At 56.3% G+C, this 23,886-nt stretch carries 20 protein-coding genes; 9 read left to right on the forward strand and 11 right to left on the reverse strand.

All coding sequences use genetic code 11. The annotated features are described in order from the left end of the window. Positions 1-298 precede the first annotated feature (298 nt). Positions 299-676, reverse strand: a complete 378-nt coding sequence (locus R3175_RS06740) for a nuclear transport factor 2 family protein (protein WP_318943106.1) — start codon at positions 674-676, stop codon at positions 299-301. A gap of 454 nt (positions 677-1,130) precedes the next feature. Here R3175_RS06740 and R3175_RS06745 point away from each other — a divergent pair, with 454 nt between their 5' ends. Beyond that, a complete protein-coding gene (locus tag R3175_RS06745; protein ID WP_318943107.1) occupies positions 1,131-4,892 on the forward strand; it encodes a DUF1631 family protein in 3,762 nt (1,253 codons plus the stop codon). A gap of 37 nt (positions 4,893-4,929) precedes the next feature. Here R3175_RS06745 and R3175_RS06750 read toward each other — a convergent pair whose 3' ends face one another. Beyond that, positions 4,930-5,886, reverse strand: a complete 957-nt coding sequence (locus tag R3175_RS06750; RefSeq protein ID WP_318943108.1) for an oxidoreductase — start codon at positions 5,884-5,886, stop codon at positions 4,930-4,932. A 232-nt stretch (positions 5,887-6,118) separates the two neighbouring features. Beyond that, complete coding sequence (locus tag R3175_RS06755) at positions 6,119-6,553, reverse strand: DoxX family protein (protein ID WP_318943109.1); 435 nt, start codon at positions 6,551-6,553, stop codon at positions 6,119-6,121. Between the two features lie 232 nt (positions 6,554-6,785). Between R3175_RS06755 and R3175_RS06760 the strand changes: the two genes are divergently transcribed. The 3 genes from R3175_RS06760 to R3175_RS06770 all read left to right on the forward strand — a co-directional run bounded on the left by R3175_RS06760 (position 6,786) and on the right by R3175_RS06770 (position 9,818). Continuing rightward, positions 6,786-7,436 carry a TIGR02117 family protein gene (locus tag R3175_RS06760; RefSeq protein WP_318943110.1) on the forward strand — a complete coding sequence of 217 codons (651 nt, stop codon included), beginning with the start codon at positions 6,786-6,788 and terminating at the stop codon, positions 7,434-7,436. A 192-nt stretch (positions 7,437-7,628) separates the two neighbouring features. Next, positions 7,629-8,603, forward strand: coding sequence for a tetratricopeptide repeat protein (locus tag R3175_RS06765; protein ID WP_318943111.1), 975 nt, complete (start codon positions 7,629-7,631; stop codon positions 8,601-8,603). 429 nt (positions 8,604-9,032) lie between these two features. After that, the gene (locus R3175_RS06770; RefSeq protein WP_318943112.1) at positions 9,033-9,818 is read left to right on the forward strand and encodes a substrate-binding periplasmic protein; all 786 of its coding nucleotides are present in this window, start codon (positions 9,033-9,035) and stop codon (positions 9,816-9,818) included. 277 nt (positions 9,819-10,095) lie between these two features. Here R3175_RS06770 and R3175_RS06775 read toward each other — a convergent pair whose 3' ends face one another. The 3 genes from R3175_RS06775 to R3175_RS06785 all read right to left on the reverse strand — a co-directional run bounded on the left by R3175_RS06775 (position 10,096) and on the right by R3175_RS06785 (position 12,440). Continuing rightward, positions 10,096-10,677, reverse strand: a complete 582-nt coding sequence (locus R3175_RS06775; protein WP_318943113.1) for an SGNH/GDSL hydrolase family protein — start codon at positions 10,675-10,677, stop codon at positions 10,096-10,098. 392 nt (positions 10,678-11,069) lie between these two features. After that, complete coding sequence (locus tag R3175_RS06780; protein ID WP_318943114.1) at positions 11,070-11,825, reverse strand: pirin family protein; 756 nt, start codon at positions 11,823-11,825, stop codon at positions 11,070-11,072. 33 nt (positions 11,826-11,858) lie between these two features. After that, a complete protein-coding gene (locus tag R3175_RS06785) occupies positions 11,859-12,440 on the reverse strand; it encodes a rod shape-determining protein MreB (RefSeq protein ID WP_318943115.1) in 582 nt (193 codons plus the stop codon). 184 nt (positions 12,441-12,624) lie between these two features. Here R3175_RS06785 and R3175_RS06790 point away from each other — a divergent pair, with 184 nt between their 5' ends. Beyond that, on the forward strand, positions 12,625-13,839 hold the full coding sequence (locus tag R3175_RS06790; protein WP_318943116.1) for a winged helix-turn-helix domain-containing protein: 1,215 nt from the start codon (positions 12,625-12,627) through the stop codon (positions 13,837-13,839). A gap of 14 nt (positions 13,840-13,853) precedes the next feature. Here R3175_RS06790 and R3175_RS06795 read toward each other — a convergent pair whose 3' ends face one another. Continuing rightward, the gene (locus R3175_RS06795) at positions 13,854-14,813 is read right to left on the reverse strand and encodes a LysR family transcriptional regulator (protein ID WP_318943117.1); all 960 of its coding nucleotides are present in this window, start codon (positions 14,811-14,813) and stop codon (positions 13,854-13,856) included. Positions 14,814-14,930: 117 nt separating this feature from the next. Between R3175_RS06795 and R3175_RS06800 the strand changes: the two genes are divergently transcribed. Then, positions 14,931-15,170 (forward strand): hypothetical protein, encoded by a 240-nt coding sequence (locus R3175_RS06800; protein ID WP_318943118.1) that lies wholly within the window; start codon positions 14,931-14,933, stop codon positions 15,168-15,170. Between the two features lie 20 nt (positions 15,171-15,190). On the opposite strand, the gene R3175_RS06805 is transcribed toward R3175_RS06800, so the two are convergent. Continuing rightward, positions 15,191-16,051 carry a sulfurtransferase gene (locus R3175_RS06805; RefSeq protein WP_318943119.1) on the reverse strand — a complete coding sequence of 287 codons (861 nt, stop codon included), beginning with the start codon at positions 16,049-16,051 and terminating at the stop codon, positions 15,191-15,193. Between the two features lie 185 nt (positions 16,052-16,236). Continuing rightward, the gene (locus R3175_RS06810; RefSeq protein WP_318943120.1) at positions 16,237-16,758 is read right to left on the reverse strand and encodes a hypothetical protein; all 522 of its coding nucleotides are present in this window, start codon (positions 16,756-16,758) and stop codon (positions 16,237-16,239) included. A 513-nt stretch (positions 16,759-17,271) separates the two neighbouring features. On the opposite strand from R3175_RS06810, the gene amt reads away from it, so the two are divergent. Further along, positions 17,272-19,575 (forward strand): ammonium transporter, encoded by a 2,304-nt coding sequence (amt, locus tag R3175_RS06815; RefSeq protein ID WP_318943121.1) that lies wholly within the window; start codon positions 17,272-17,274, stop codon positions 19,573-19,575. A 72-nt stretch (positions 19,576-19,647) separates the two neighbouring features. Here amt and R3175_RS06820 read toward each other — a convergent pair whose 3' ends face one another. Continuing rightward, on the reverse strand, positions 19,648-20,055 hold the full coding sequence (locus R3175_RS06820) for a GFA family protein (protein ID WP_318943122.1): 408 nt from the start codon (positions 20,053-20,055) through the stop codon (positions 19,648-19,650). A 608-nt stretch (positions 20,056-20,663) separates the two neighbouring features. Then, positions 20,664-21,548 (reverse strand): NmrA/HSCARG family protein, encoded by an 885-nt coding sequence (locus R3175_RS06825; protein ID WP_318943123.1) that lies wholly within the window; start codon positions 21,546-21,548, stop codon positions 20,664-20,666. A gap of 114 nt (positions 21,549-21,662) precedes the next feature. Here R3175_RS06825 and R3175_RS06830 point away from each other — a divergent pair, with 114 nt between their 5' ends. Continuing rightward, a complete protein-coding gene (locus R3175_RS06830) occupies positions 21,663-22,511 on the forward strand; it encodes a LysR family transcriptional regulator (protein WP_318943124.1) in 849 nt (282 codons plus the stop codon). A 56-nt stretch (positions 22,512-22,567) separates the two neighbouring features. Next, positions 22,568-23,287: a glutathione S-transferase C-terminal domain-containing protein gene (locus R3175_RS06835; RefSeq protein ID WP_318943125.1), complete on the forward strand. Its 720-nt coding sequence runs from the start codon at positions 22,568-22,570 to the stop codon at positions 23,285-23,287. Positions 23,288-23,886: the final 599 nt, after the last annotated feature.

Below are 23,886 nucleotides of genomic sequence, written 5' to 3' on the forward strand. Positions count from 1 at the left end.
GCTCGGTGCTTCTTCATCGGGGTCCGGTGCAGGGCTCTCCAGGTTCTCTAAAGGTCGTTGTCGAGCGCATGGCAACGGCGTCAGCGTAACGGAGTGGTATGCCGCTCAAGGAGGGGGCCGGTAACGCCCCCATGACGTTCGTCGAGGAGGTGCAACGCCGATCCTTCCACGAGGCACACCAGGCAACCGGATAGCTTCAGCCTAGGCGTACTTTGAGGGGGCTTCAAGCAGGCCTCGCTGCTGACCTGCACGGCCGGGAACGGGGTAACGCAAGACCAGTCTCCATATCCTGTCAGCTTCAGCCAGCCGAGGGCAGGATACCCCCCAGCATGTTTTCCACTACGGCGGCGTTATAGAAGGTTTCCACCGTCTGGATCCTATCGCGCCGGACACGAAACCAGATGGCCAGCCGGACATCCCCGATGGGCTCAAAGTTGGTCCGGTAATCCAGAATCGCGAAAACGTGTTCCCCGTCGGCACTGAGTTGACGGACGATGAGGTCTTTCTGAATGGCAGCCATGCCGAACTGGTAGGAGAGCATGTCATCCGGACTGAGGAAGCGCATGTTCGGCCCCACATACTCAAACCCCTCGGTAGCCAGCGAGGCTCTTGCCTCTTCAAAGCGTTGGGCCTGGATATCGGCAATGAACTGCGCAACGATGTCCTTGGGCTGCATGTATTAACTCCATTTCCAATTCCTGATCGCCGGAATTGAAGCATTGTCATTCGCCAGCGTGAGTCGCTTGCGCTGAGGGCACTCAGCGGCCTGGCGCCGATAATGACCTCCCCACGGCTCCTCGGGCTTGGCAATCAGACTGCCATCCCAGTGTGAGCATCGCTCTGTAGGAGGCCATTGTTAGATTCTACACCGTTGCGCACCGTCATAACCGTGGCATCAACCTGCACGCAAGGAGGATGGTGTTCCCCCGGATATCCCCTCGAGAAACGGGCAACGCCTATGGAATCTAGTACACGAAGCGGCAAAAGTCGCCTGTGGGAGTCTCCGGCAGGGGCTCCCACAGCCATCCGTGTCACAAGTGGTACCGGAAATTTTCAGGCCAGTGGTCTATGTTAGGGGCAAGGTCCCACAAGCTGGACATCTACCCGCGGCGTGCGCAGGGAAGCGATCAATGGTGCAGAATAGATCCCCGAATGCAGGATTCAAGCAGGATGCCATCATCGTCACCCGGGGGCTGCCCCCAGGAGGTTGCGTTATTAGGGCCATTGGCAATCACGGCGAGACATCCCCAAATCAAGGCTCGACAGCCCTGACAATCACCACCCTGACGTCCCCCTCCGCTCGCGCCCATTTCCAGAAAGGCCAGGCCATTAAGGCTGATCTCTACCTGTTTCCCCACCAGGGCAATTCGGACGACTACATCCATGTATGCGGACTGACAACCCCCACTAAAGACGGCGATCTGATCCTGATCTGTGAGAACGCCGTCAACGCCGCAGACAGTGTACCTGGCATGGGGATACTGGACAGTACGCTATTGAACTCCGGAGCTTCCATTTTGTCCGACCCATCGGCACTGGGAGCCCTGAAACAGCTTTACCAGCAACACATCTCACGCATGATCAAGCACCTGCTTTACAGCTTCTTCGAGGGGGCCCATACCGGCATTGACCAAGAACTGGAGGCGGCGGCAGAAATCAGGGAAATCAACCGGTTAAAGGATATGCGTTTTCTCCTGGGCAGCAGGGAAGCGCAGATTGTTCAGGATTTTACGGCGCAATTTCAGGAGGCCAATCAACACCTCAGGCCAGAGAACGCGCCCGCCAAATCGTCAGAGTTAACGGTTCTGCAAAAAACGGATTTTGAGGATTGGCTTACATTGCAGACCGTGGCCTCACAGGTCGCCAGCACCAACACGCTGTTCATCTTGAACCAGTTGCTCAACCAGCTATCGTTCCGGGACATCAACGACGCCATCAACCCGATCTCACCCTGGTCCCTGTGCCATTGTCTGCAGTTCGCCCTGGACCGGCTGGGGATTGAACCGCGTCATCGGCGCATACTCTACGCGGCCTTTGAGACCAGTCTGAAGGACGTCTGGCGGCCCGCCGCCGATTCGCTGGTTAAGGACCTGTTCCGGGGCGGCCTTCACGCCCTGAACCTGATCAACCTGCCTCCCAACTGGTCCCAACGTGAAACGGAGGGCGTCACGGCGGCAGAGACACGGGCTCAGAATGAAGAGCGGCCCGGTGGGACAAGCGTAGCGGGAGATGTTCCTGGGGCCCCAACCGATTTGCCTTCCGGCATTGGCAGCCGTTCGGTTATCCGCATGATGAGGCTGCAGCGGGATGCGGCGCACGCCAGCGACGAATGGCCGGCCACCAATCCGAAGCTTTCCCAAAGCCTCAAGCCCCACCGATCAGATTTGATCCAAAGCCTGAAACAGGCCGGCCCCAGCATGCAGGCGGCGATCCGTAACCTTGCCAGCCTGGATGCCGACCTGGCCGATGCCCTGGACGAGTCAGCGTGGGATCAAGTGGAGCTGGTGGACCGCCTGTTCAGTTCGCTGGAAAAACAGCCTGGCTTGGCCGAGTCACTGCGTGGCCAGCTGGAGAAGCTGAGGCTGCCAGTGTTCGAGATGCTCCTGCAGGCACCGGATTTCCTGGACCAGGATCACCATATTACCCGGGAGATAGTGAACGACCTGATGCGATTGTGTCTTGCCGAGCGCAGTTCCAGCAAAAACCTGGAGGAGACGGTTGCGACCATTATCGACGAGCTGATGCAGTCGGAAGAGCCCGACGAGGCGCGGTATCAGGCCATCGGCAAGAAATTGAAGCATCTGGTGGAACGCCAGGACCGCTCGTTCATCCGGAATGCCGAGCGCATCTCCAAGACCCTGGAGGGCAAGCAACGGCTCAAGGAGGCCCAGAACGACGTCCGCCGGCGCCTGAACGCCATGCTCGGCAACTCCGAAGTACCGACGGTGCTGCTGGAACTCCTGGAAAGCGGCTGGGAGCAACTCATTGTGCTGGCTTCTTTGAGGGAAGGGCCGAAGAGCCAAGGCTGCACTGAGCTACTGAACGTGATTGATCAACTGCGGTTATGGTTGGTGCCAGGGAAAGTCAGTGCGCACCTGGCCTTTGAGCGGGAACTGGAGAGTGATGCGCTCCTGGGCCTGGTGGAACGGGAGCTGCGCAACCTGGGTGAGGTAGCCCGGGTTCGCGAGGTGGTATCCACGCTGACCGACCAGCTCCGTCACCACAAGGAGGTGACAACGGTTTTCCTGACGGCCTATCCGCCGGGTCATCACGATAGCGCAGCGGTGCCCGAGACCTCGGTCGATGGTCGCTGGTCCCGGCGGGCACGGCAGATCCAGGTCGGCGACTGGGTGGAGGTCAAGCTGGACAATGGCGAACTGCGCCGTATGCGCCTGGTTTGGGGTGGCGAGGACGTGTTTCGCTTTGTATTCCTCTCGCCCCGGGGACTGGGTGAGGAGAGCTACGGCTTTTCGGAGTTCGTGGCCAAGTTGGCCAACGGGGATGCCATGTTGGTGGACCAGGGCGACATCCCGTTCGTCGACCAGGCCCTGTTTGATGTCCTGCAGGACGTATATCGGAAGCTGAATTTCGAAGCCACCCACGACGCGCTGACCGGCTGTCTGCTCCGGCATGAATTCGAGAAGCACCTGTCCCAGACCCTGGGGGATCTCTCCGGGGAAGAGGCCTGTGTGTTGATTGCTTTTGATATCGATGAGTTCAAGGTGATCAATACCAGTTACGGCACCGACGCTGGTGATGCCCTGCTCAAACGTTGTGCAACCCTGCTTCAGGAAGCCTGCACCGAGCTGCCCTTGGAGACACCGGTCGGCCGTCTGGGTGGCAATGAGTTTGCCGTAGTCGCTCATCCCATGACGCCGGAAGACAGCCAGGGGTTTGCCGACCGGGTGCGACAGCAATTTGAGACGGAAACGTTCCGCCATGGCGAGGGGGAATATACCTGCACCCTGAGCGCCAGTGTCTGCCCGGTGGAAGACGTCGGCGTATCCGCCGGCAGCCTGCTGAGCGAGGCCAGCAATTCACTGAAGGCGGTAAAGCGCCTCGGCGGCAACCGGGTTGAAATACGCAAGGCGGAGGACCAGGAGGACACCGCAAAAGGCATTGCCTGGGTGTCCCGGATCGACAGCAGCATTCGCGACGGTAGTCTCTACCTGCGCGCCCAGAAAATCGTCGCCCTGGCGGAGGATACCGGCAGTCAAGGAAATGGCGACCGGTACGAGCTCCTGCTGGGCCTGACCGATGCCTCCGGTCGTGAAATATCACCGCAGGGCTATATCGAGGCGGCCGAACAGTTCCGGCGCAGCTCCCGCGTTGATCTTTGGGTGGTGGATGAGGTTCTGAACTGGATGACCCATCACCCTGGTGAGATGAGCCGGATTCACACCCTCAACGTGAACCTGTCGGGGTCATCGTTGAGCGATGACACGTTCCTGTATGAGCTGGAATATCGCCTCAAGCGCCATCGCGAACTGACCCCCAAGCTGTGCTTCGAGGTGACCGAAACTTCCGCCGTCGCCAGCTTACACTACGCTGCGGATTTCATGAGTGAGATGAAGAGGTTGCACTGCCGGTTCGCCCTCGACGATTTCGGCACCGGCCTGTCCTCCTACGCCTACCTGCAGAGGCTGCCAGTGGACTTCGTTAAAATTGACGGCGTGTTCGTCAAGGACATGACGACCAACCCGACCAATCATGCCCTGGTCAGATCCATCAACGAGTTGAGTCACTTCCTTGGCATGCAAACCATCGCCGAATACGTGGAAGACCTGGAAATAATGGATGCCCTGCGGCAAATTCAGGTCGACTTCGCCCAGGGGTATGGCATTGCCAAGCCTCGCAGGCTGGACCGGTTGGTCGCTGTGACGGCCACTTAAGGCGCTGTTCATAAACAGTATTTTGAAGTCGCAGGACTCAGGTTGCCGCCAGCGCCGTCTGATAGTTTACGCCAGTCAGCGATTCTGACACCGACCAGAGCTGGGCCGCGATGTGCGGGTCTTTGGCATGGCGCGCAATTCTGGCCTTGGCCGGCGTCCCGAATATCTCAAAGAAGTGTTTTGGCCCGATGTAGTCTCCGCCCTGGACCTTGTCCGAGGTGGCAGCATACAGCGTTGGCAAACAGCCTATGGCCGGGTCCTGCGCGACAAATGGCGCGACGCGTTCGCTAATCTTCATCAGGGCTTCGTGACGTTCGGCCAGGGCTGCGTTGGCGAGACTGGTGGCGGACATGCCCGGGTGGACGATGATCGAGCGAATCGGCACCCCCTGGTTATCAAACTGACGCTGCAGTTCCAGGCCAAACAGCAGATTGGCCAGTTTGCTCTGACAATAGGCGGTGGCACCGTTGTACTTCCGGTTCGGTTGCAGGTCATCAAAGTGGATCTTGCCCACCCAATGCGCCAGGCTGGCAATGGAGACCACACGGGCATCCGGTGACTTGCGCAGCAGTCCTATCAGCTGGGCCGTGAGCGCAAAATGACCCAGGTGATTGGTACCAAGCTGCATCTCAAAGCCATCCGCGGTCTCCTGACGCTGAATCCAGCCGATGCCGGCGTTATTGATCAACACGTCGATGCGTTCGTACTGCTGGTTGAGCTGGTCGGCGCAGGCGCTCACGGACGTCAGGTCCGCCAGGTTCAGCTCGATCAGGTCGAGGTCGGCTGCCCCGACCGCCTGTAGGATGGCGGTGCGGGCTTCCTCCGCCTTGGCGAGATTGCGGCAAGCCATGATGACCTTGCCTCCCTTCGCCGCCAGCGCTTTGGCCGCCTCAAAGCCGATGCCGCTGTTGGCGCCGGTAATCAGGAAGGTCTTGCCGGTTTGATCCGGAACATGCTGTGCCGCCCAGAACGGGATTGGGGATTGCTTGGCCATATCTCACCTCATTTCGATAAGTGTCGAACTTGTTTTTGCATGTTAGTTCGATAATTATCGAAGTCAATCCCCGTAACCCTTCCTTTACCCGGACCAGGTTGCGTCAAAGAGCACGACGCAGTCAGCGCGTGTGTCCAAGGTGGTTGAAGGTTAGACCGGGCTGTCCGTTGTGAGTAGGTGGCCTGATCGACGATGGACAACCACTGGAATGGCCTGGCGTTCGAAGCTAAGGTCAGTCTTTCTGGTCTTCAGCGTCCAGGCTGAAAGGTCCGGCTCCATGCAGGAAAAACGCCAGTAGCCCGCCGGCCATCGCCAGGTTCTTCATGAAGTGGATCTGCTGGTTCATGTCGTCAGCAGCGTGGAAGCTAAACGCTGCGAGCACAGAGAAAACCGCCAATCCCAGTGCCGCAAGGCGTGCCTGAAACCCAAATAGCAAGGCAAGCCCACCGCCAATTTCAACAATGATCACCAGAGGCAATAAACCTCCTGGAACACCCATGGACTCCATGTAGCCGATGGTTCCTTCATACCCTGTTATCTTCCCGTAGCCGGCGATCAGGAATATATGGGCCATTAGCACCCTCGCGGCGACCGCCACGAGGCCTCCAAGGGCCGGTAGTGCCAATGTCTCCGCAACTGCCAGATTGATTTTCCGGAAAAAGTTCATGGGATATCCCCCTGCGTCGGTGGGTCTGTTTTTCAGGCAAACTTACGCAGCAAGCTTGCACACTGTGCGTGTAACGGTTGTGACCGAGGTCATCAGTGTATGGACCGGGATTTTCCGCGATTATTCCCGCCAGGCCTCCTCGGGCTGCTTCCTGGGCATCTCTCCCCGATACGTGCGCCGTTAATTCGGTGTTAGTGTAGGAAACGGGAACCTGCCTCAATGAAGGACCGGAATGAAAGCCATCGGCGTTCTATTCATGTTGTTCGGCCTCTCGGGGTGCACCGGACTACCCCATGCCATCGAACCGGACGCTCGGGCAGGCGATGCCCGTACGATCAGGTTGTACGTGGTCGGCCATGGCTGGCATGTGGGGCTCATGTTGGCCGCCGACCACCTCGATCCGATGGTTCCGCAGCTCAAGGATCGATTTCATGAGGCGGCCTACTACGAGCTGGGGTGGGGCGATGAGGCGTTTTACCAAGCCCAAGAAATCACAACGGGCTTAACACTGCAGGCAATCTTCTGGTCACGGGGTGCTGTCATGCATGTTGCGTCGATACCGGTATCACCCGTGGAGTATTTTCCTGTGGCCGATGTGGTCGACACCTGCCTCACCAACCAGGAAGCCGAGTCCCTGACGCGTTACCTGGCCAGCGGCTTTAGCCGGGATGACGCTGGTAGGCTGATCGAACTGAAGCGCGGGCTCTATGGCGATAGCCAATTCTATGAGGGGGAGGGCCGCTATCACTTGCTCAACACCAGTAACAAATGGGCCGCGAAGGGGCTGAAGAGTGCCGGCATGGAGATTTGGCCGATGTTCAACCTGACGGCGGACAGTGTCATGGCGTTTGTCAAAGAGAATCGTAAGGACTGCGCGATGTGACGATTCCCGGGGCGAACCGGCGCTTCCGGGGTCAGCTGTTGTCTTTTGGCCCTCAGGTCGCGGTCGGCAAAAGGTCGAGCCCTTTTATGTTCCTAGTCAGCATTGACGTTTATGCACCGCGTACCTGAATCTGAGCCAATGGGCGACCTTCTCTCCTGTGATGGAATTGTGAAAAACCATGGAGAAACAATAATGCTACAAAAAGCCCTGTCTCTGGTCCTGCTTATTATCGTCAGTCCCCAGCTTTTCGCTGACCAAACCTGGCAACCCTACCCGGACGAGCTCCAGTCCTTCCGTTACACAGAACAGGATCTTGCTGAACACTGGCAGGATCTGACCGACGGATTTCGTGGCCCTTTACCCACGGCTGAGAGCCTGCGGGCAGACGCTGAACGTTGGCCCGAAATGTACGACTTCACCCAGAATCATCTTAAAACGACAGCCCGTTCCCACCCGGACCTGGCAGCCCTTTCAGACGGTGAGTTGCGCAGTTCCTTTGATGCCTACGCCAGAGAACTGCGCCGGGCCTGGGCGCTGCTGTTTAACGGTCAGTTCCGGGAAGCGCGGGACCTGGGCCTGGCCCTCGGTCCGGCCGGCTACTTCCCGGGGCTTTATGCCCAGGCGCTTTACGCAACGCTGATCGAAAGCGATGAGGAGTCGCGAAGACGGCTGCTCAAAGAGGTTATCACCCTGACGGAGGACATCATGCCCATGGCGCCAGACCATCCGATGATCCGATTTGGCAACGCCTACGGTAAGGCTCGGATACTGGAGAACCTGTCTGCCTCCGAAGCCATGGGTACCGGTTATACCTCGGAGGTCATCGACACTCTGGAAGCGCTGCTGGAGGACGATCCCGACAACATCTATGCCGTCACTTTATTCGGTGGCGTTCAGTCGGGCATCATCGAAAAGGCCGGAAGCCTGATTGCCCGGATGACCTACGGTGCGAAAGAATCGTCGATGGAAGAGCTGTTCAAAAGGGCCATGCAGTTAGCACCGGATTTTCCGGGCGTGTATTACGAGTACGCCCGGGCAAAGCTGAAACTTGACGAGGAGAAAGAGGCGCTGGCCCTGCTGGAGAAGACCCGGGGCATGACGGCCATCAGTGCCGAAGAGGCCCTGCTGCTGCGGGCCTCGAATCGCCTTCGGGAATCGCTGGAGTAGGAAGGCCTTAGTTCGCTATTGGCCGGGCAGCTTGGCGTAAAGACTGCCTGGCCAGGCGCTGCTTTTGCGTTCGTTCGGCATTCGTCAAAAGGACCATCAGGGCAGGGACCTTTTCCGCGGCCAGCGATGAGGGAAACCGGGGCCATACTGGTTTGCCGTGGAATGCCTCCGCTCCCGTGGTTACAGGCTCTGCTCGACCGTACGTTTGCGGGCAACCTACGCCAAGGCGAACCTTGAGCCGCACTGCAGTGCCTGTGGCGGGTGTGGGTTGTATTGTTCCCAGGGTGGGAAGCGCATGGGGCGAAGATCCGGAATTAATCAGAGTCTTTATAGGCTGTTAATGCCAAAAAAACTCTGGGTAGCCACACCACCCGAGTATAAACTGATCCGTATCGCATCACCTTGACCGCGACTCCGGGATACTCCGACATGTTGTTTAAAAAGTTATTGATTGTCGTCCTGGCTGCGGCCATTGGAGGCTGGCATTCCACCTCGGCGGGCCGGTCGCTCAAAGTTGGCTTTTTCGAGTTGCCTCCGCATGTATACGGTGCAAAATCGGCAGGGAACCATGCGCAAGGTCCAGCCATCGAATACCTGCACAAGATTGCCGCTTCAATGGGAGTAACCTTGGAGGTTCAAAGCAGGGCGCTACCGCTCTCCCGACTAGTGCATGCTTTGGCTATGGGCGAGATAGACGTTGCACTGGCTATGGCGAAGAATCCGGTGCGGGACGGCATGTTTCGATTTCCCGAGAAGCCCTTCTTCCAAATGCGCCCGGCCTTAATGGTCATGCAACCTTCCCGAATACAGGACATCACGGATTTTGACGCACTAGCCGACCTGAGAATTGGGGTCTACGCGGATGGCTATTTATCTCCGATGCTGGAGGGTCTGGCAACCTTCAGTATCCATGGCGAGAAAGTCATTCATCGTGGCTACCAAATTATGGAATGGGGGCGGCTCGACGCCGTGTATTCTGCTGATAGCCTTGACTTGTATAGCAACGCAGCCATCTACGGTTTCCAGAAAAACGTCCGCATCATCGAGCTGCCCGAACAAGCAACCGGCCTATACACTGTTTTTTCCAGCAATGTTCCCGCCGAGGTCATTGCCGAATACGAGCAAGCCCTTCGTAGGATGGAACCTTATAGCTCATTCCTGAAAAACTTCGTGATTATGAACACAACACAGTCAACAGCCCAAGCAGCCTGGTGACCAGGGCCTGTTTGGGGGGCTAGACGCCAGCACTCAGCGTCCAAAAAAGCATTAAGGTCTAATGTCGAAAACCGGAACAGAGCTGTTTTTGGCCTAGATGGCGAATGGCTTTTAACTAGCTCTGTCCCGGATTTTTGTTTTTGCGCCCGGACGGCATTCGTCAGAAAATCCATCAGGGCATGAATCCTCACCACGCCTCGCGGGTCCGAGCGCAAGCCAGTGCAATGCCATTATCCCTTCAAATCAATCGGTTCGGGTTTTACAACGTCTTGCAAAACTACGGCACCTTTATTGATAAGTAATCGTTAGCCAGAGCTTCTGCAATAGCCTGGTAACCCTTGTCGCTCGGGTGATAGCCATCGCTCGCCAGAAGCGAGGCATCGGTGCCAGGCGGGTAACTTCGGTACTGAAAATCCCCGGGGGACTGTCTGGCCAACTGCTTATAGACCCGATCTAGCTGCCGCGCCCGCCACCCAAGGATTTGCCGGAGCGGGGAGGGCAATGTCGTGAACAGGTGCATGGGAGGCACGCTCAACAGGTAGACCGGCCCAGCGTGCCACGCGGCAAGCCTGCTGCGAAGCGCCAACAGTTGCCGTCGAAACCGATATCGGGGCGTGAAGCCAGTGGTGTCATTGACGCCCATGCTCAGCAAAACCACGTCGGCCTGCGGTAACTGCAGGTTTGCCAGTTTCCGGTTGAGCTGGCCCATACGGATTCCGTTCAGGCCGACAGTGTGCCAGGCAACGGTTTGGCCGGATTGCTTATGCAAATTCCGGGCAAGCTGACTGGCCAGGCCCTGATCATGGCTGGTGACGCCTACGCCAGCGGCCGTGGACTCGCCGAGAATCAAAAGACGCATATCCGGTGCGCCTTCACCGTACTGGCCGCAAGGTGCCCCCTGGGCTTCAGGCAACCGGGGCGTTTTCTTCCGGGTGCGCCAGCCCTGATACAGGAGGACCGGGAAGAGCAGGGCAGTGGTTAGCCAGAAAGGAACGTGCATAGCGCTATAAACTCATTAAATCCGTGGCATTGCAAACCTTAGGAAGCTCATTGCCTTCTGGGAAAGCGTTTGCGCTTCAACAGCGTCAAAGTCGTGCCGTGATAACAACGGTAGGACCCGCCGGATGGTTACTGGAAACTAGACCCTATTTTCGCCGTCCCTAGAATCGGTCTATCCCGGATTCATGGATCCTTCAAGTCTTCGACAAAGATTTAACGACCTGAGCCCGATGCATTCTTCTGGTCAATTCGCTAAGACTGATAAAGCCGTCGTTGGATCAGCACATTACATTCACCTTCGAGGGTCAAATCTTCGCCATCACATAAGGTTCCTCGGGGTAACGTAATCTGCTGCCGGTCTTCACTCACCCGTGCTTCACCATCAAATACATACAGACGGCTTGGGCCTTTGATTTCCAGGAGGCTATCGCCCGTCAGTACCGCAATATCCAGTTGCGTATCACTGGCAATGCGGGTCAGGGGATCGTTTGCCGCTCCCCCATAGATTCGCTGTAGCCCGCTCTCAGGCAGGGTGACCACCTCATGCTTTTGCTGCCTGGCACTGTCGCTGCTGGGCACACACCATAATTGCACCATGCCGGATATGTCGCGCAGGGCATTGATTTCGTTGTGGCTAAAGCTTTTCGGGCCGCTGCATTGCACCAACACCTGGCCAGGGGTAAAGCGATCACCATCGCCCAAGGTCCCTTTGTGAACCACCTCGCCCCTGGTGAAAATGGAAACGATATCCACATCCTGGTGGTGATGCAGGCCGGTACTGCCACCAGGGGTAAAATAGGCATGCGCCAAATAGACACAGGCGCCGAAGCCATCGCGCACCTCATCAACCTGGGAGTGGCCAAAGTGGCCACGATCCCGTACCAGAACCCGCTCACGGATGCCCGCAAAGCCTGAAATATCGACTGATGAGTAGTTAAGAGTGCGCATTTTACAAATCGGCTTCACTGTCTGGGTTAACGAATCAGGGGAAAACCGGTACTGCTTCAATCTGTCCGGCTTATCCCTCCCTCAACTGGGAACTCAGCCTGCTAAAACGATGAATAACAAGACCGTCACCATTAAGACCGTGACCACTGTTGCAGGAAGCGTCGACTTTTGAGCCTCCGGCGTCGCTGTGTGCTCATTGGCCATCTTGGCAAAGTTGATGCTCGAGGGAGAGCTCTCTTCCCCCTCGTATACAATCGCATCGCGGGCGCCGGCGCCAAGAGCCAGTTCTTTGAAGGCCTTGTGCTCGATCTGGGTTAGCCCTCCGTCCACCTTTTCCATTGGCTGGATAACAACGGCGGGTGAGGGGGAGAGATACTTGTTACCGGATAACGTCTTGAACGCATGTTGCAGAACCTTCTCGGCGGCGGTGAAATCTGCCAGCAACGTCCGGGGATGAGAGAACGGATTGATCACCGCCGAGTTTGGTTCCTGAGTGTTATCCGCCAAGGTACCAATTGCAGAGATGATTTTCTCACCCTTTTGGTTCGTGACGATCTTGATCTTGGGAGTCTCATCAAACGTCCTGCCAGTACCGCTATCAGTGACTTTGAGTCGATTTTCCCACAGCTGAACGTAGAGTGTGGTACCAAGATGATTAAACCATTTTCTGAACATTTGTCCTCACGAGGATGCTTCGCGACGGCGACTTGGAGTTGGGTTTAATCCTGGGGGCAGGGCAAAACTGGCCCAATTGCCAACACGTTGCAAGTCAGGGAGACCTTCAGCTAGTAAGATCACTATGCAATTACCCAGTGATGATACCAACAGGCTGTGAGGCCAACGTTAAGGTGGCAGGGCTATGATTGAAGTTCGACGACCAAAGGATCTTGCGCGACTGCGTCGCCTGGCCCTGAGCGCCCAGGGGTTGTTGCAGCGACAACCCTTCGGGAGTGGCTTGGCAGGGGCACGAAGAGCGATCAGCCACATGGGCTATGTGCAGATCGACACCATCTCGGTGGTGGAGCGCGCCCATCACCACGTGCTTCACTCGAGGGTACCCGGGTTCGAACCGGCGATGGTCGACCGGATGTTACGCAACCGCGACATCTTCGAGTACTGGTCTCACGCGGCCGCATTCCTGCCAATCGACGATTTTCGGTTTTCCTTACCCTACAAACAGGCCATCAAGAGCGGGCAAACCCACTGGTACCGAAGCCCGGACAGGAAACTGATGGCGGAGTTGCTGGCTCGCATCCGTTTCGATGGTCCTCTCAGGTCACGGGATCTGGAAACCGGCACCAGCAAACAGGCCGGTTGGTGGGACTGGAAGCCTGCGAAGAAGGCCTTGGAACAGCTGTACATGGAAGGTGACCTGATGGTCAGCGACCGCGATGGTTTCCAGAAAACCTACGATCTGACCGAGCGGGTGTTGCCCGCGCACGTCAATACAGAACTCCCGAGCATAGAGGAGTTTGCCGAGCACCTCATTGACCAACAGTTGCGTTGCCATGGGCTGGTGTCACTGAAGGGGTTGACTTACCTTCGCCGCAATACGGCACTGCGCAAGGCGGTGAAGGCTCAGGTCAGTGACCGACTGGCGGAGGGTGCCTTGGAACAGGCCCAGGTGAATGGTGGCGACGTGTTCTTGATGGAAGCGGGCGCCTTTGAGTCCCCCCTTCCAAGGCTGAATAACCGGGTAAAGATTCTGTCGCCCTTCGACAACACTGTGATTCAGCGTGACCGGCTCAAGGCCCTGTTCCAGTACGACTACCAGATCGAATGTTACGTGCCCGAAGCCAAGCGACAGTACGGCTACTTCTGCTTGCCCTTGCTGTACCGCGATGAATTTATAGGCCGGATGGATTGCAAGGCCCACCGGAAAATCAGGCTGTTGGAAATCAAGTCACTGCATCTGGAACCCCACAGTCATGACCAGGATGCGGTGATCTCGGCCCTGGTCGACGCCGTTGGGCAGTTCCGTCAGTTTCAGAACTGTGATTCGGTCACACTGACCCAGGTTTATCCGAAGCAGTTAACCCAAGCCGTATGCAGTGCCCTGGAAGCATTGGGCTGAGGGCTTAGGGCCGATCATCCTAAAAGCCGCCCGGCCAGGTGCTGTTCCTGCGCCCGGACAGCATCCGTCAGGAAGTCCATCAGCGCATGAATCCTCACCACACCTCGCAGGTCTGGGTGCATCAGGAACCAAAGGCGGTATTCCAGCTCGGGGATGGGGTCGGTGAGCTGGATAATATCGGGGTCTTTGTCAGCGAGATAGCAGGGAATGACGGCCAGCCCCATACCGGAGCGAACAGCGCTGAGTATGCTCACCAGGGTATCAACACGGTAGACACAGGCTTCCTTCAGCGCGTTAGTCTCCATCCACTGGTTCACCTGTGAATCCTGCAGTCGTGGCCCGGCGCTAATCCAGGGCTGATGGGCCAGGGTCTCGATGGGGGTGCCAGGCGTCAGGCCGAGATCCCTGTGTCCGTAAACGGCCTGACCGATGGAGGCCAGCGGCCGGCCAATCAGGTTTTCCGGGGGACGGTTGGACGGTCGGATAGCAACGTCCGCCTCCCGGCGTGTGAGGTTGAACAACTGGTTGGACACTGCAACGTCCAGCACGATGCCGGGGTATTTATTCCGGAACTGCGTGAACAGCGGTGCGAGTAGCCCCATCAGCAGGGAGTCTGTGGTCGTGGTCCAGATCTCGCCACTGGGCTCCAGGTCGCGACCGGCCACTTTTCGCTCGGCGGCCAGGGCGGCCTCGTCCATAATCCGTGCGGTGTCGGCAAGTTCTTCCCCGGCCAGCGTCGGCCGGTAACCGCTCCGGCTTCGCTCGAAGAGGGTCACGCCCAGGCGCTGTTCAACATCGCCCAACCTTCGGAAAACCGTGGCGTGGCTTACGCCCAATGCCCGTGATGCGCCAGACAGCGAGCCCGCCGTTGCAATGGCGAGCACCAGCTCAAAGTCATTCCACGCCAGATTGCTCCGCGTTTTCTGTGTTGCAGCGGAGGAATTGTCAGGCTGTTTATCTGTACGTTTTTGCAATGTCTGTTCTCACACTTAGGGAATAGTTTGCAGTTTAGAACAACATTACCATGTACCTGAACTCAAAAGATAACCAGGGAGCCCCGCAATCCGGTGCGGCTCCGGGAGGACAGAGACATGTTGATTTCAGCAGAGATGGCGTACACCCATGCCCGCAACCCGTTAGTCTTCCGCGAGAAGGACGACGTATCAGAGCGGAGCATCGTTGACTCGCCAGCGTCCAGCATATCGCCCAGGTATCGGGATGGCATGGGGGGCGTTAACCTTGAGCAGGTCAAGCGTGATCATCGCCGGGCCCGGCAAGAGGTTGTGCGGGCGATGCTGCAACGTCTTGGAAATCTGTGGCACCGGCGCTGAGAATGCGAGTAGGGAAGGCGCTATGCCACCGGCAACGACTCATCGCTTCCCCAGTCAGCCCAGGAACCGTCGTACAGCGATAGCTTTTCAAACCCGGCCAACTCGGCCGCCATCAGGATGATGCAGGCGGTGATACCGGAGCCGCAGGAGAAGACCAGTTGGTGCCCACTGTTGGGGGTGAGGTTTGGCTTGAGATGGGGAGCGAGGTTGGCAAAGGTTGCCGCCAGCTGGTTGGCGGGCTTGAAGCGATAGCCATCCAGCACCTCGGTAAACGGCAGACTGAGGGAATTAGGAATGTGCCCACCGCGCACACCGGGCCGGGGCTCTGGCGCCTGAGCCAGGAAACGTGCCCGGGAGCGCGCGTCGATGACCGTTACCTGACCGTTCTCCAAATGCTGGAATACGTAGGCGGAATCTCGTACCCGGCTGGGGTCGAGATTGCCTGCCACACGGCCAGGCGTGGTCGCGTCCGCAACTGGCGCGGCCACGGTGGCCCGCCCTTCGGCCAGCCATTGTGGAAGACCGCCATCCAGGACAAAAACATTGCTCAAACCCATCGCCCGAAATATCCACCAGGCGCGAGGTGCCGAGTAAATGCCCTGGTTGTCGTAGAGCACCACCAGGCTCTCCGGCCCAATACCCAGTCGCCGGGCTTCCTCAGTGAACTGATCTTCCGTCGGGAAAGCATGAATCTGGGAGGATCCGGTATCGCATAGCGTGCCCTCCAGATCGACCCGGCGGCTACCCGGGATCAACACGGGGCTGTCATAGGTGATCGGCTCCTTGCCAACGACGTTGGCCATACTCGCATCGATCAGCACCAGCTGTTCGTTATCCAGGTTGTCTTGCAGCCAATCGGTGGTCACGAGGGGGGAGGCCATGGCATTCTCCGGGTTAGATGGATAGGACCGCGCTGTTAAGACGTTACAACGCCTAGGGTGTGCTGGAAAGGGGCATTTTTGATGAAGTTACGTGTCGGCAGTCAGGTCTTGTCCTTTGCTTTCTATCCTTTGACTTCCGGCCGGGAAGGGCAAAAGGCAAGACCTGACCCTGAAAGATGGGCCCTTTAAAAAGACGATCTAACCCCTGTAATAAACGTATCCAGCTCAGAAACCGACTTAACGATGTGAATGGACTTATCAGCCGATAGCTTCTCCAATCGGCCCCTAAAATCCGCGTTCCAGAATTTCGGGCACAGTCGTAGCACCTTATAACTTTCCAGCGTGCCTTTGAGAACCGAGCTGCCATCCGGCCAGCCTTCCGGTTTTGCGACCAGCCCTTTTAGCAAGCGTTTAGTTACAAACCAGTAGCTCGTTAAGTAGGGGAGATCAATATAGACCAGCGTGTCGGCAGCGTTCAGGCGTTGATTGAACGAATCCATGGGGCCAAATCCATCAATGATCCAGCTGTCCGACGACAGGATAGCCTCATGCGCCTCGTCGTAGGTTTGGCGATCCACCAGCTCACCATTTTTCTTGTAGACGATCGAATCGAGCTGGTGCAGTGGAATGCCTGTCGCTGACGCCAGCGCTTTGCTCAACGTGGATTTTCCGCTTCCCGGCTTACCAAATACGGCGATCTTCCTCATGCTGTCTCCTGAAATGGATCATTCCCATGAGGCAGAAACAGAAAACCCACCTCAAGGGTGGGTTTGATAACTCAAAAGCGCATCACGCAGCCCACCATTCCTATGGAATGATGGTAATTCGGACTGTGTGGTGCTGAGAGTTTGTTTTCATTTCACGATCATTGTCGATGGGAGGCTTGGTTGTCAACCTTTAGCTCCCAGCGGGAAACCGGACGGGGACGATGTTGGCAGGATAGGAGGGGGAGAGGTGGATCGATCAGAGGAAAAGCAATCTGGCCCTTTAATTGCGTAGCAAGTGGCGCATCACGCAACAGTGAGGCCGGGACAGATTTAATTTTTCTTGACTCTACGGGCCTAAAATTAGATCGGCTCCGGTTTTCCTGATGCAAAGCAGGGAAGACGTTGTTAATCTTGCTAAATGGTTGCAATGCGATGCAAGTTGGTTCTTAGCAATAGAACTTTCATAGGGACATGGCCTCTGATTTCGGACGCGATGACTTATGGAGGTTTGAAGTGGATCCCTCTTCGGCAGAAGCGATTCAGCAGCACCTAAACCTGATTTGGATTATCCTCGCGGCGGCTCTGGTCTTCCTGATGCAGGCCGGTTTTGCCGCGCTCGAATCTGGCCTCACCCGGGCCAAGAACACCATCAACGTAGCACTCAAGAACATCCTCGACTTCACCGCCGCGACAGTGGTCTATTTCCTGCTCGGTTTCGGGCTGATGTTCGGTGCCAGTAACAGCAGCCTGTTCGGCGCCTCAAATTTCGCCCTCAGTGAGGCCGTCGAGCCGATGGACTACGCCTTCTTCATCTTCCAGGCGACGTTTGCCGGGACGGCGGCCACCATCATCTCCGGGGCGGTGGCCGAGCGCATCCGCTTCATCGGCTACGTGATCGTCGCCCTGTTTACCAGCGCCTTCATTTACCCCATCTCCGGCTACTGGATCTGGTCGGGAGAAGGCTGGCTGGCCCAGCAGGGCTTCATCGATTTTGCCGGGTCTACGGTGGTGCACTCAGTGGGCGCCTGGATTGGCCTGGCTGGCGCCATCGTCCTGGGCCCACGTATCGGCCGCTACAACGAGGATGGACGGGTGGTGCGGATGCAGGGGCACAACCAGGTGATGGCGGTGATCGGCGTGTTGATCCTCTGGTTCGGCTGGTTCGGCTTCAACGGCGGTTCCACCCTGCTGGCGGACGGAAGCGTACCCCGGATTATCGTCAATACCAGCATTGCCGCCGCAGCCGGCGGGGTGGCCGGATTCCTGCTTTCCTATACCCTGAGCGGTGGCGATGTTTACATCGGCCGTCTGCTCAACGGCATCATCGGCGGCCTGGTCGGGATCACGGCCGGCTGTCATATTGTCAGCCCCTGGGGTGCCTTGTGGCTGGGCTTCTTCGGTGGCGTGGTGGCCTATTTCTTTGAGTGGCTGATGGCCATCGTCTGGAAAATCGACGATCCCATCAATGTGGTGCCGGCCCACGGCTTTGCCGGCGTATGGGGCACAGTCGGGTTGGTGTTCTTTGCCGAGGAGGGGGCCTTCTCCGGTACCTTCATGGAGCAACTTGGTATCCAGCTCATGGGAGCCGCCAGCGTCTTCGCATGGGCCTTCGGGACAGGATTGGTGCTCTTTTTGCTGCTGAAGCAGGCCGGGCTGCTGCGGGTCCCCCCCGATGCCGAAAGAATCGGCCTCAATATCTACGAGCACGGTACCTCCACCGGGCTGATGGAGATCATGGACGCGATGAAGAAGGTTCTGCCCAAGGACCATGGTGGCGAAGGCAACCTGCAGGCGCGTGTCCCTGTGGAAGTGGGCACCGAGGCCGGGGACATTGGTACGCTGTTTAATATCCTGGTTTCTTCCTACAACAACACCGTCAAGAAATTGCACGACCAGATCCAGGCGGTGTTGGCCGTGGTCGACCAGCTCGAACGATCCTCCCATGACATCCGCTCAGGTTCGTCGGAGCAGTTGGAGCTGTTCGACGAGATTTCGGGGACGGTGGAAGACCTCAATCGCATGGTCCGTGACTACAGCACCCGCTCGCAGCAGGCCAAAAGCGACTGCGAGGAAACCCACGGGGAAGCCAGTCAGAGCCTTAGGGTGGCGGACCAGGCCATACAGAACGTCAATCAACTCGGTCAGAAGGTCCAGCACGCCAGTGACGTGGTCAACCGGTTGGGCGAGGACACCGAAAGCATCGTGGACATCCTCAACGCCATCAAGGGTATTGCCGGGCAGACCAACTTGCTGGCTCTCAATGCCGCCATCGAGGCCGCCCGAGCCGGCGAGCAAGGCAAGGGCTTTGCCGTGGTGGCTGAAGAGGTGCGTAGCCTGGCCTTTAAGGTGGAGGAGTCCACCCAGCAGATTCAGGACACCATCGACCGGGTGGTCAGTAGCGTCGATGAGGTGGTGAAAACCATGGGCGATGGCCGCGGTGAGGCCGAGCGCAGTATGGAAGAAACCGGTCAATTGAAGCAGACCCTCGACCGGATTCTCTCGAGCATCGGGGCCTTGAGTGAGGTAACGGGGCAGTTTGCCGAGACCGCGTCCCGTTACGACCAAGTCACCGGCAAGGTGAACACGGACATCAAGCACATCAGCGCAATCTCCCGAACCTCGTCCGATAGGGCGAAAGAAAGCTCTGCACAGACCGAACAGTTACTGAAATTCGCCAATGAACTCAATGGAATGATCGCCGAATTCCAGTTCGGCGAACCCATTGAGGACCAGGTGGACTTCTACGGCTCGGCGCTGATGGAGCTGAGCGACAAGATGCCCGGTGCGGCCAAGGGGGGCAAAGAGGACGCTGCCTGAGGCCGCTTGGCAGCGCCGGTCCGTACATGACGCCTAAGAGCGAAAGCAGGCTGGGCCACAGCGACAGCTGAATTATGGCTGTTTGTCATACACGGCTACACCTTCTGGTATGGAGTACCAGTCTTGCTTCTCGCTCACCCATACATGAGCAGTCGGTTGAATGATGCTGGTATTTGACAGGTTTGATGGTTTGAGTTTGATTTTTCCGGGTTCCTTCGGATCAAAATGATAAATCCGATTTCCACAGGTTGGGCAAAACTTTGCGCCACTTGTATTGCCGCTATCCGCGACCCTGCTCCACTCAACCATATTGCCCTGAAACTCTACGGCATCAGCATCTACAATCGCCGTGATGCTAAACGCACTTGTAGAGAGTTTTTGGCATTCTTTGCAGTGACACGCAACAACCATCAGAGGAGCCGAAAACAATTGGTATGTTACCCCGCCACACTGGCATGAGCCGTCGATCGGATACGTCATTTCTATCTCCGAAGTTTTTAAATCGTTAAAGAAGAAACGGGGCAGCGCTAGTCGAACTAGCTTGAGGGGCTGCAATATACACCTGTCCCGGATATTTGTTTGGCTTCAGCTCGGGATGGGCAAAAGGCAAGATCTGACCCAGAAATTTTGAGCCAGAAATTGTTACGTGGTGAGCAAGAATAACCTCAGTACATGTTATTTTTATAGTCAAACTCCAGACCCTTCTCCATAGCACCAGGTAAAGACACCGCCGCACGAGCAACCTTTGCTGCCAACGAACTTTCTTTATTTTTTTTAATGTGGGACTTAAAGATCTCTGAAGGTATCAGATCCTTGGGCTCCTTGCTCGCAGGCCACAGAACCGAATTGGCAATCGCTAAGCTTGGCCGTATCCGCATTGAGGCTGGAGTTATTTTTGTAATGAGTTTTGGCTTCTTGCCCTGTATGGGTTCTACCCCGTTTCCACGGACGTTATAAAACGGTGGACAGCTTCCGGGGTCAGGTCTTGTTATTTGTTTTTTGTCGCTTGGCCTTCAGACTGAGAGGGGGCAAAAGGCAAGACCTGACCCCGAAATCGCGATCTCATTAGCAGACCCCTTTCGCAGTCATCAAGCCTGTAATGCGGTTTTCACCCATTGCTCTAAAGGCGTCAACGGCGTTGCGTTGAGCTGTTCGGCTACCGCAAGGTGTTCATTGGCCTCGGGCCCCATATACGTGTGATCTTCGAAATAACCCATCATTTGACCGATTTCCTTGGCGCCCAGGAACAGATCAGCAAATGTCTCCTGTGTTACCTGTACAACGGAATATGATTTGCCCGCGTTATTAAAGGCCGCAATAATATCAGAGAAGCTGTAGAGGCCGGCCGCCATTGAAAGCGTTTTGCCGTGGCTCTTTTCAGGCGTTGAGAAGGCCCGCTCTACCAGTTTCCCCATCTGTGCCACGGACCCCATGTGAATAACCCGTGCATTCGGGTCGATGGGAATGGCCCACCCCTTGGTCCCGTCACCTAAATCACTTGCCGCCATAGCGCCGAGCAAATTCTCAAAATAAAAGGCCGGTTGTACGATGGTATGAACTGGGAACCCCGCCTCGCGCACAATGGGGTCAATCTGCGCTTTGTTGGTAAAGTGAGGGACGTTCCATTTTCCGTCAGATATTGCCGCCACGTCCGGCAACGAGGACCAAACCAAGTGCTTTACACCGGCGGCCTTCGCAGCGCGAATAGCTGCCTTCGCCTGAGCGATCTCGTCGGTGCCTTCTTGCCAAAAGTTGGTAACAAGAAAAACGCCGTAAACCCCTTCCAGTGCCTGCGACAAGGATTGTTCATCATTCAGGTCTGCCGCAACAACCTCATCGGCCGGACCGTCGTATCGGGCTGGGTTACGGGTTAATGCTCTGACATGGTACTGGCCACTGCTTTTAAGGTAATGCACCACCGAACCACCTTGAGACCCCGTTGCACCGAATACAGCAATAGTTGGAACCGACATGTTTTTTCTCCGAGCAGTTAGTATCACCGTATTACAGTACCAATCTCCTCGGGCTTTGCGTAATATGTCATAGAGCAAACAAGGTTTGCGTAAAGCGCAAAAGAAGAGTGCCCCATGAACACCGTCACCATTCGTACTGTATTACTGGCAATTGAGTTAGGGAGCTTTTCAGCGGCGGGCGCTCAACTTGGTGTTCCGGCATCGACCATCAGCCGGAGAGTCAAGGAACTTGAGGCTGAGCTGGGCAGACGGTTAGTGGTACGCAGCGGGCGGGGTGTTCGCCCTGCGCAAGAAGCTCATGAAACACTCTTGAAACTAAGAGGAGCCATACTGGCGCTGGACGATTGCTACGCGCCAGGCTCGGCAATGACAAGGCTCAGGGTCACCGCGCCACTTGAAATGACCATTTCACTTCTTCCTAAGGCCATTCCCAGGTTTCAGAAACGCTTCCCTGAAACGGTGGTTGAACTGTTGGGAGACGATCGACTCCTCGGGTTGATTGAGTCAGATTTTGATCTTGCCATCCGGACAGGGGTAATAAATGATCCTAACCTCATCGGTAAGCAGCTAACGACAAGCAGTTTCGTCCTAGTCTCATCTCCGACCTTAGTGAACACCATTACGAGTCCGCAGAGGCTCTCTTCCACGCCCATTATCGAGTTTTTTGGTATATCGTCAGGTGTTGCGGGCCATTGGGAGGGCACCCCGTTTGATGTAAACCCGCCCGTTCTTGCCAGGCTAACTACCTTTACCGCCGCATTACCCTGCTTATTCGCTGGGCTGGCCTACGCCAAGATGCCACCCCACCTGGTACAAGAGTTTATTGATTCAGGTGAACTCGCCAAGATCCCCCAGGCAAAGCTCAATGACGTTCCCGTCCATGCGCTTTACCCGAAGCGTCATCGCAACAAGGCGATCATCAGAGCCTTTGTTGAGGAAACAGAAACCTTACTCAACCTATAGTCCCGGTCGGCTATCGGCGGCGTGCTACCCCCTCATGCACAGCTTGGGGTCAGATCTTGCCTTTTGCTATTTGGCTGTTACTCAGGCCGGAAGGGCAAAAGGCAAGACCTGACCCCGTTACTTTCGAGCCCGACACGGCATATTGCGACGAGCTATTTGGGCATCGATACCTACGGGATATTTACCTGAAGGCGAAGCCGGACTATTCGGGGCGTGTGAGTGTCCCGGTACTATGGGACAAGAAAAATCATACCATCGTCAGTAACGACTCTGCTGAAATAATGAGAATGATTGATCTTGCGTTCAACGACAGGCCTTGGTTTTTTGATAAGGGGAGGGCGGCAGAGATCGACACTTTGAACGAAGGTATTCAGAAGAGCGTGAATTTCGGTGTTTATCGTTGCGGTTTCGCGATAGATCAGTCGACATACGATCAAGCCTTCGATGAGCTTTTTAACGCGCTTGATGAATTGGAGCGACGGCTCGACAAGCAGAATTATCTACTGGGGGATTGTCTCACAGAATGTGACTGGCGCTTGTTCACTACGCTGGTTCGATTCGATGCCGTGTACTACATACACTTCAAAAAAAACCTTCGACGAATTGACGACTATCCCAATCTTTCCAAGTATCTCCGTGTGCTCTACCGATATCCAGGAGTGGCGGAGACCGTGAATATGGACTACATCAAGTCACACTACTATTACAGTCACGATTTTATCAACCCCAGACGGATTGTACCTCGCGGTCCAGAGCTGGCTTTTAATGCCTCGTAAGGCAGTGATGTTGGCTTTCTTACTCTTTCCTTGGGACACCTAAAATATTATTAAATCGTTCTGAACATCCCTCCCTATATTCTATTATTTAACTGGTGCTGCCCCCGTAGTGTGCCCTCAGGATTTTATGTCGATGCCTGAAGACGGCTCGGTAAATCGGTGCCAAAACAAATGTCAGCAAGGGCAACCTACATTGAAATTCAACGGTATCAGTGATCCTGCATGATTCCCCATTTCTAGAGATAGCCCGCCGATGATGCCAAAATCTATTTGTTAAAGAGTTGGACTCTTCCGCAAAACCCTTTTGGCCATCGATGCTTTGGAAATAGAACTTGTGCCGGTCAATGGGCAAGATACCAAACAGGAGGATCCAACTTGCAAAGAGTTCCCTACCTGACGGCCAATCAACAATTGCTCTACTCGACCATTCAGAAGGAGAGGTCATACGAATCAGGGGGCCTGAATTCAAACAATAAGTGCAGCACCGCTCGTTTGTAGTGCTCCGGAATATTCACCCCAGAACACCTCTGCCGGTGTCCGATACCCCAGTCGTTTCCTGGGGCGATTATTGAGCTCATCGACGACTCGATTCAGTGCTC

This window comes from Marinobacter sp. (genome assembly GCF_033722735.1).
Lineage (GTDB): Bacteria > Pseudomonadota > Gammaproteobacteria > Pseudomonadales > Oleiphilaceae > Marinobacter.

Coding starts and splice junctions, on each gene's coding strand:
- R3175_RS06740 (WP_318943106.1), bottom strand. CDS start 676: ATGCAGCCCAAGGACATCGTTGCGCAGTTCATTGCCGATATCCAGGCC.
- R3175_RS06745 (WP_318943107.1), top strand. CDS start 1,131: ATGGTGCAGAATAGATCCCCGAATGCAGGATTCAAGCAGGATGCCATC.
- R3175_RS06750 (WP_318943108.1), bottom strand. CDS start 5,886: ATGGCCAAGCAATCCCCAATCCCGTTCTGGGCGGCACAGCATGTTCCG.
- R3175_RS06755 (WP_318943109.1), bottom strand. CDS start 6,553: ATGAACTTTTTCCGGAAAATCAATCTGGCAGTTGCGGAGACATTGGCA.
- R3175_RS06760 (WP_318943110.1), top strand. CDS start 6,786: ATGAAAGCCATCGGCGTTCTATTCATGTTGTTCGGCCTCTCGGGGTGC.
- R3175_RS06765 (WP_318943111.1), top strand. CDS start 7,629: ATGCTACAAAAAGCCCTGTCTCTGGTCCTGCTTATTATCGTCAGTCCC.
- R3175_RS06770 (WP_318943112.1), top strand. CDS start 9,033: ATGTTGTTTAAAAAGTTATTGATTGTCGTCCTGGCTGCGGCCATTGGA.
- R3175_RS06775 (WP_318943113.1), bottom strand. CDS start 10,677: ATGCGTCTTTTGATTCTCGGCGAGTCCACGGCCGCTGGCGTAGGCGTC.
- R3175_RS06785 (WP_318943115.1), bottom strand. CDS start 12,440: ATGTTCAGAAAATGGTTTAATCATCTTGGTACCACACTCTACGTTCAG.
- R3175_RS06790 (WP_318943116.1), top strand. CDS start 12,625: ATGATTGAAGTTCGACGACCAAAGGATCTTGCGCGACTGCGTCGCCTG.
- R3175_RS06800 (WP_318943118.1), top strand. CDS start 14,931: ATGTTGATTTCAGCAGAGATGGCGTACACCCATGCCCGCAACCCGTTA.
- R3175_RS06805 (WP_318943119.1), bottom strand. CDS start 16,051: ATGGCCTCCCCCCTCGTGACCACCGATTGGCTGCAAGACAACCTGGAT.
- R3175_RS06810 (WP_318943120.1), bottom strand. CDS start 16,758: ATGAGGAAGATCGCCGTATTTGGTAAGCCGGGAAGCGGAAAATCCACG.
- R3175_RS06820 (WP_318943122.1), bottom strand. CDS start 20,055: ATGACGTATCCGATCGACGGCTCATGCCAGTGTGGCGGGGTAACATAC.
- R3175_RS06825 (WP_318943123.1), bottom strand. CDS start 21,548: ATGTCGGTTCCAACTATTGCTGTATTCGGTGCAACGGGGTCTCAAGGT.
- R3175_RS06830 (WP_318943124.1), top strand. CDS start 21,663: ATGAACACCGTCACCATTCGTACTGTATTACTGGCAATTGAGTTAGGG.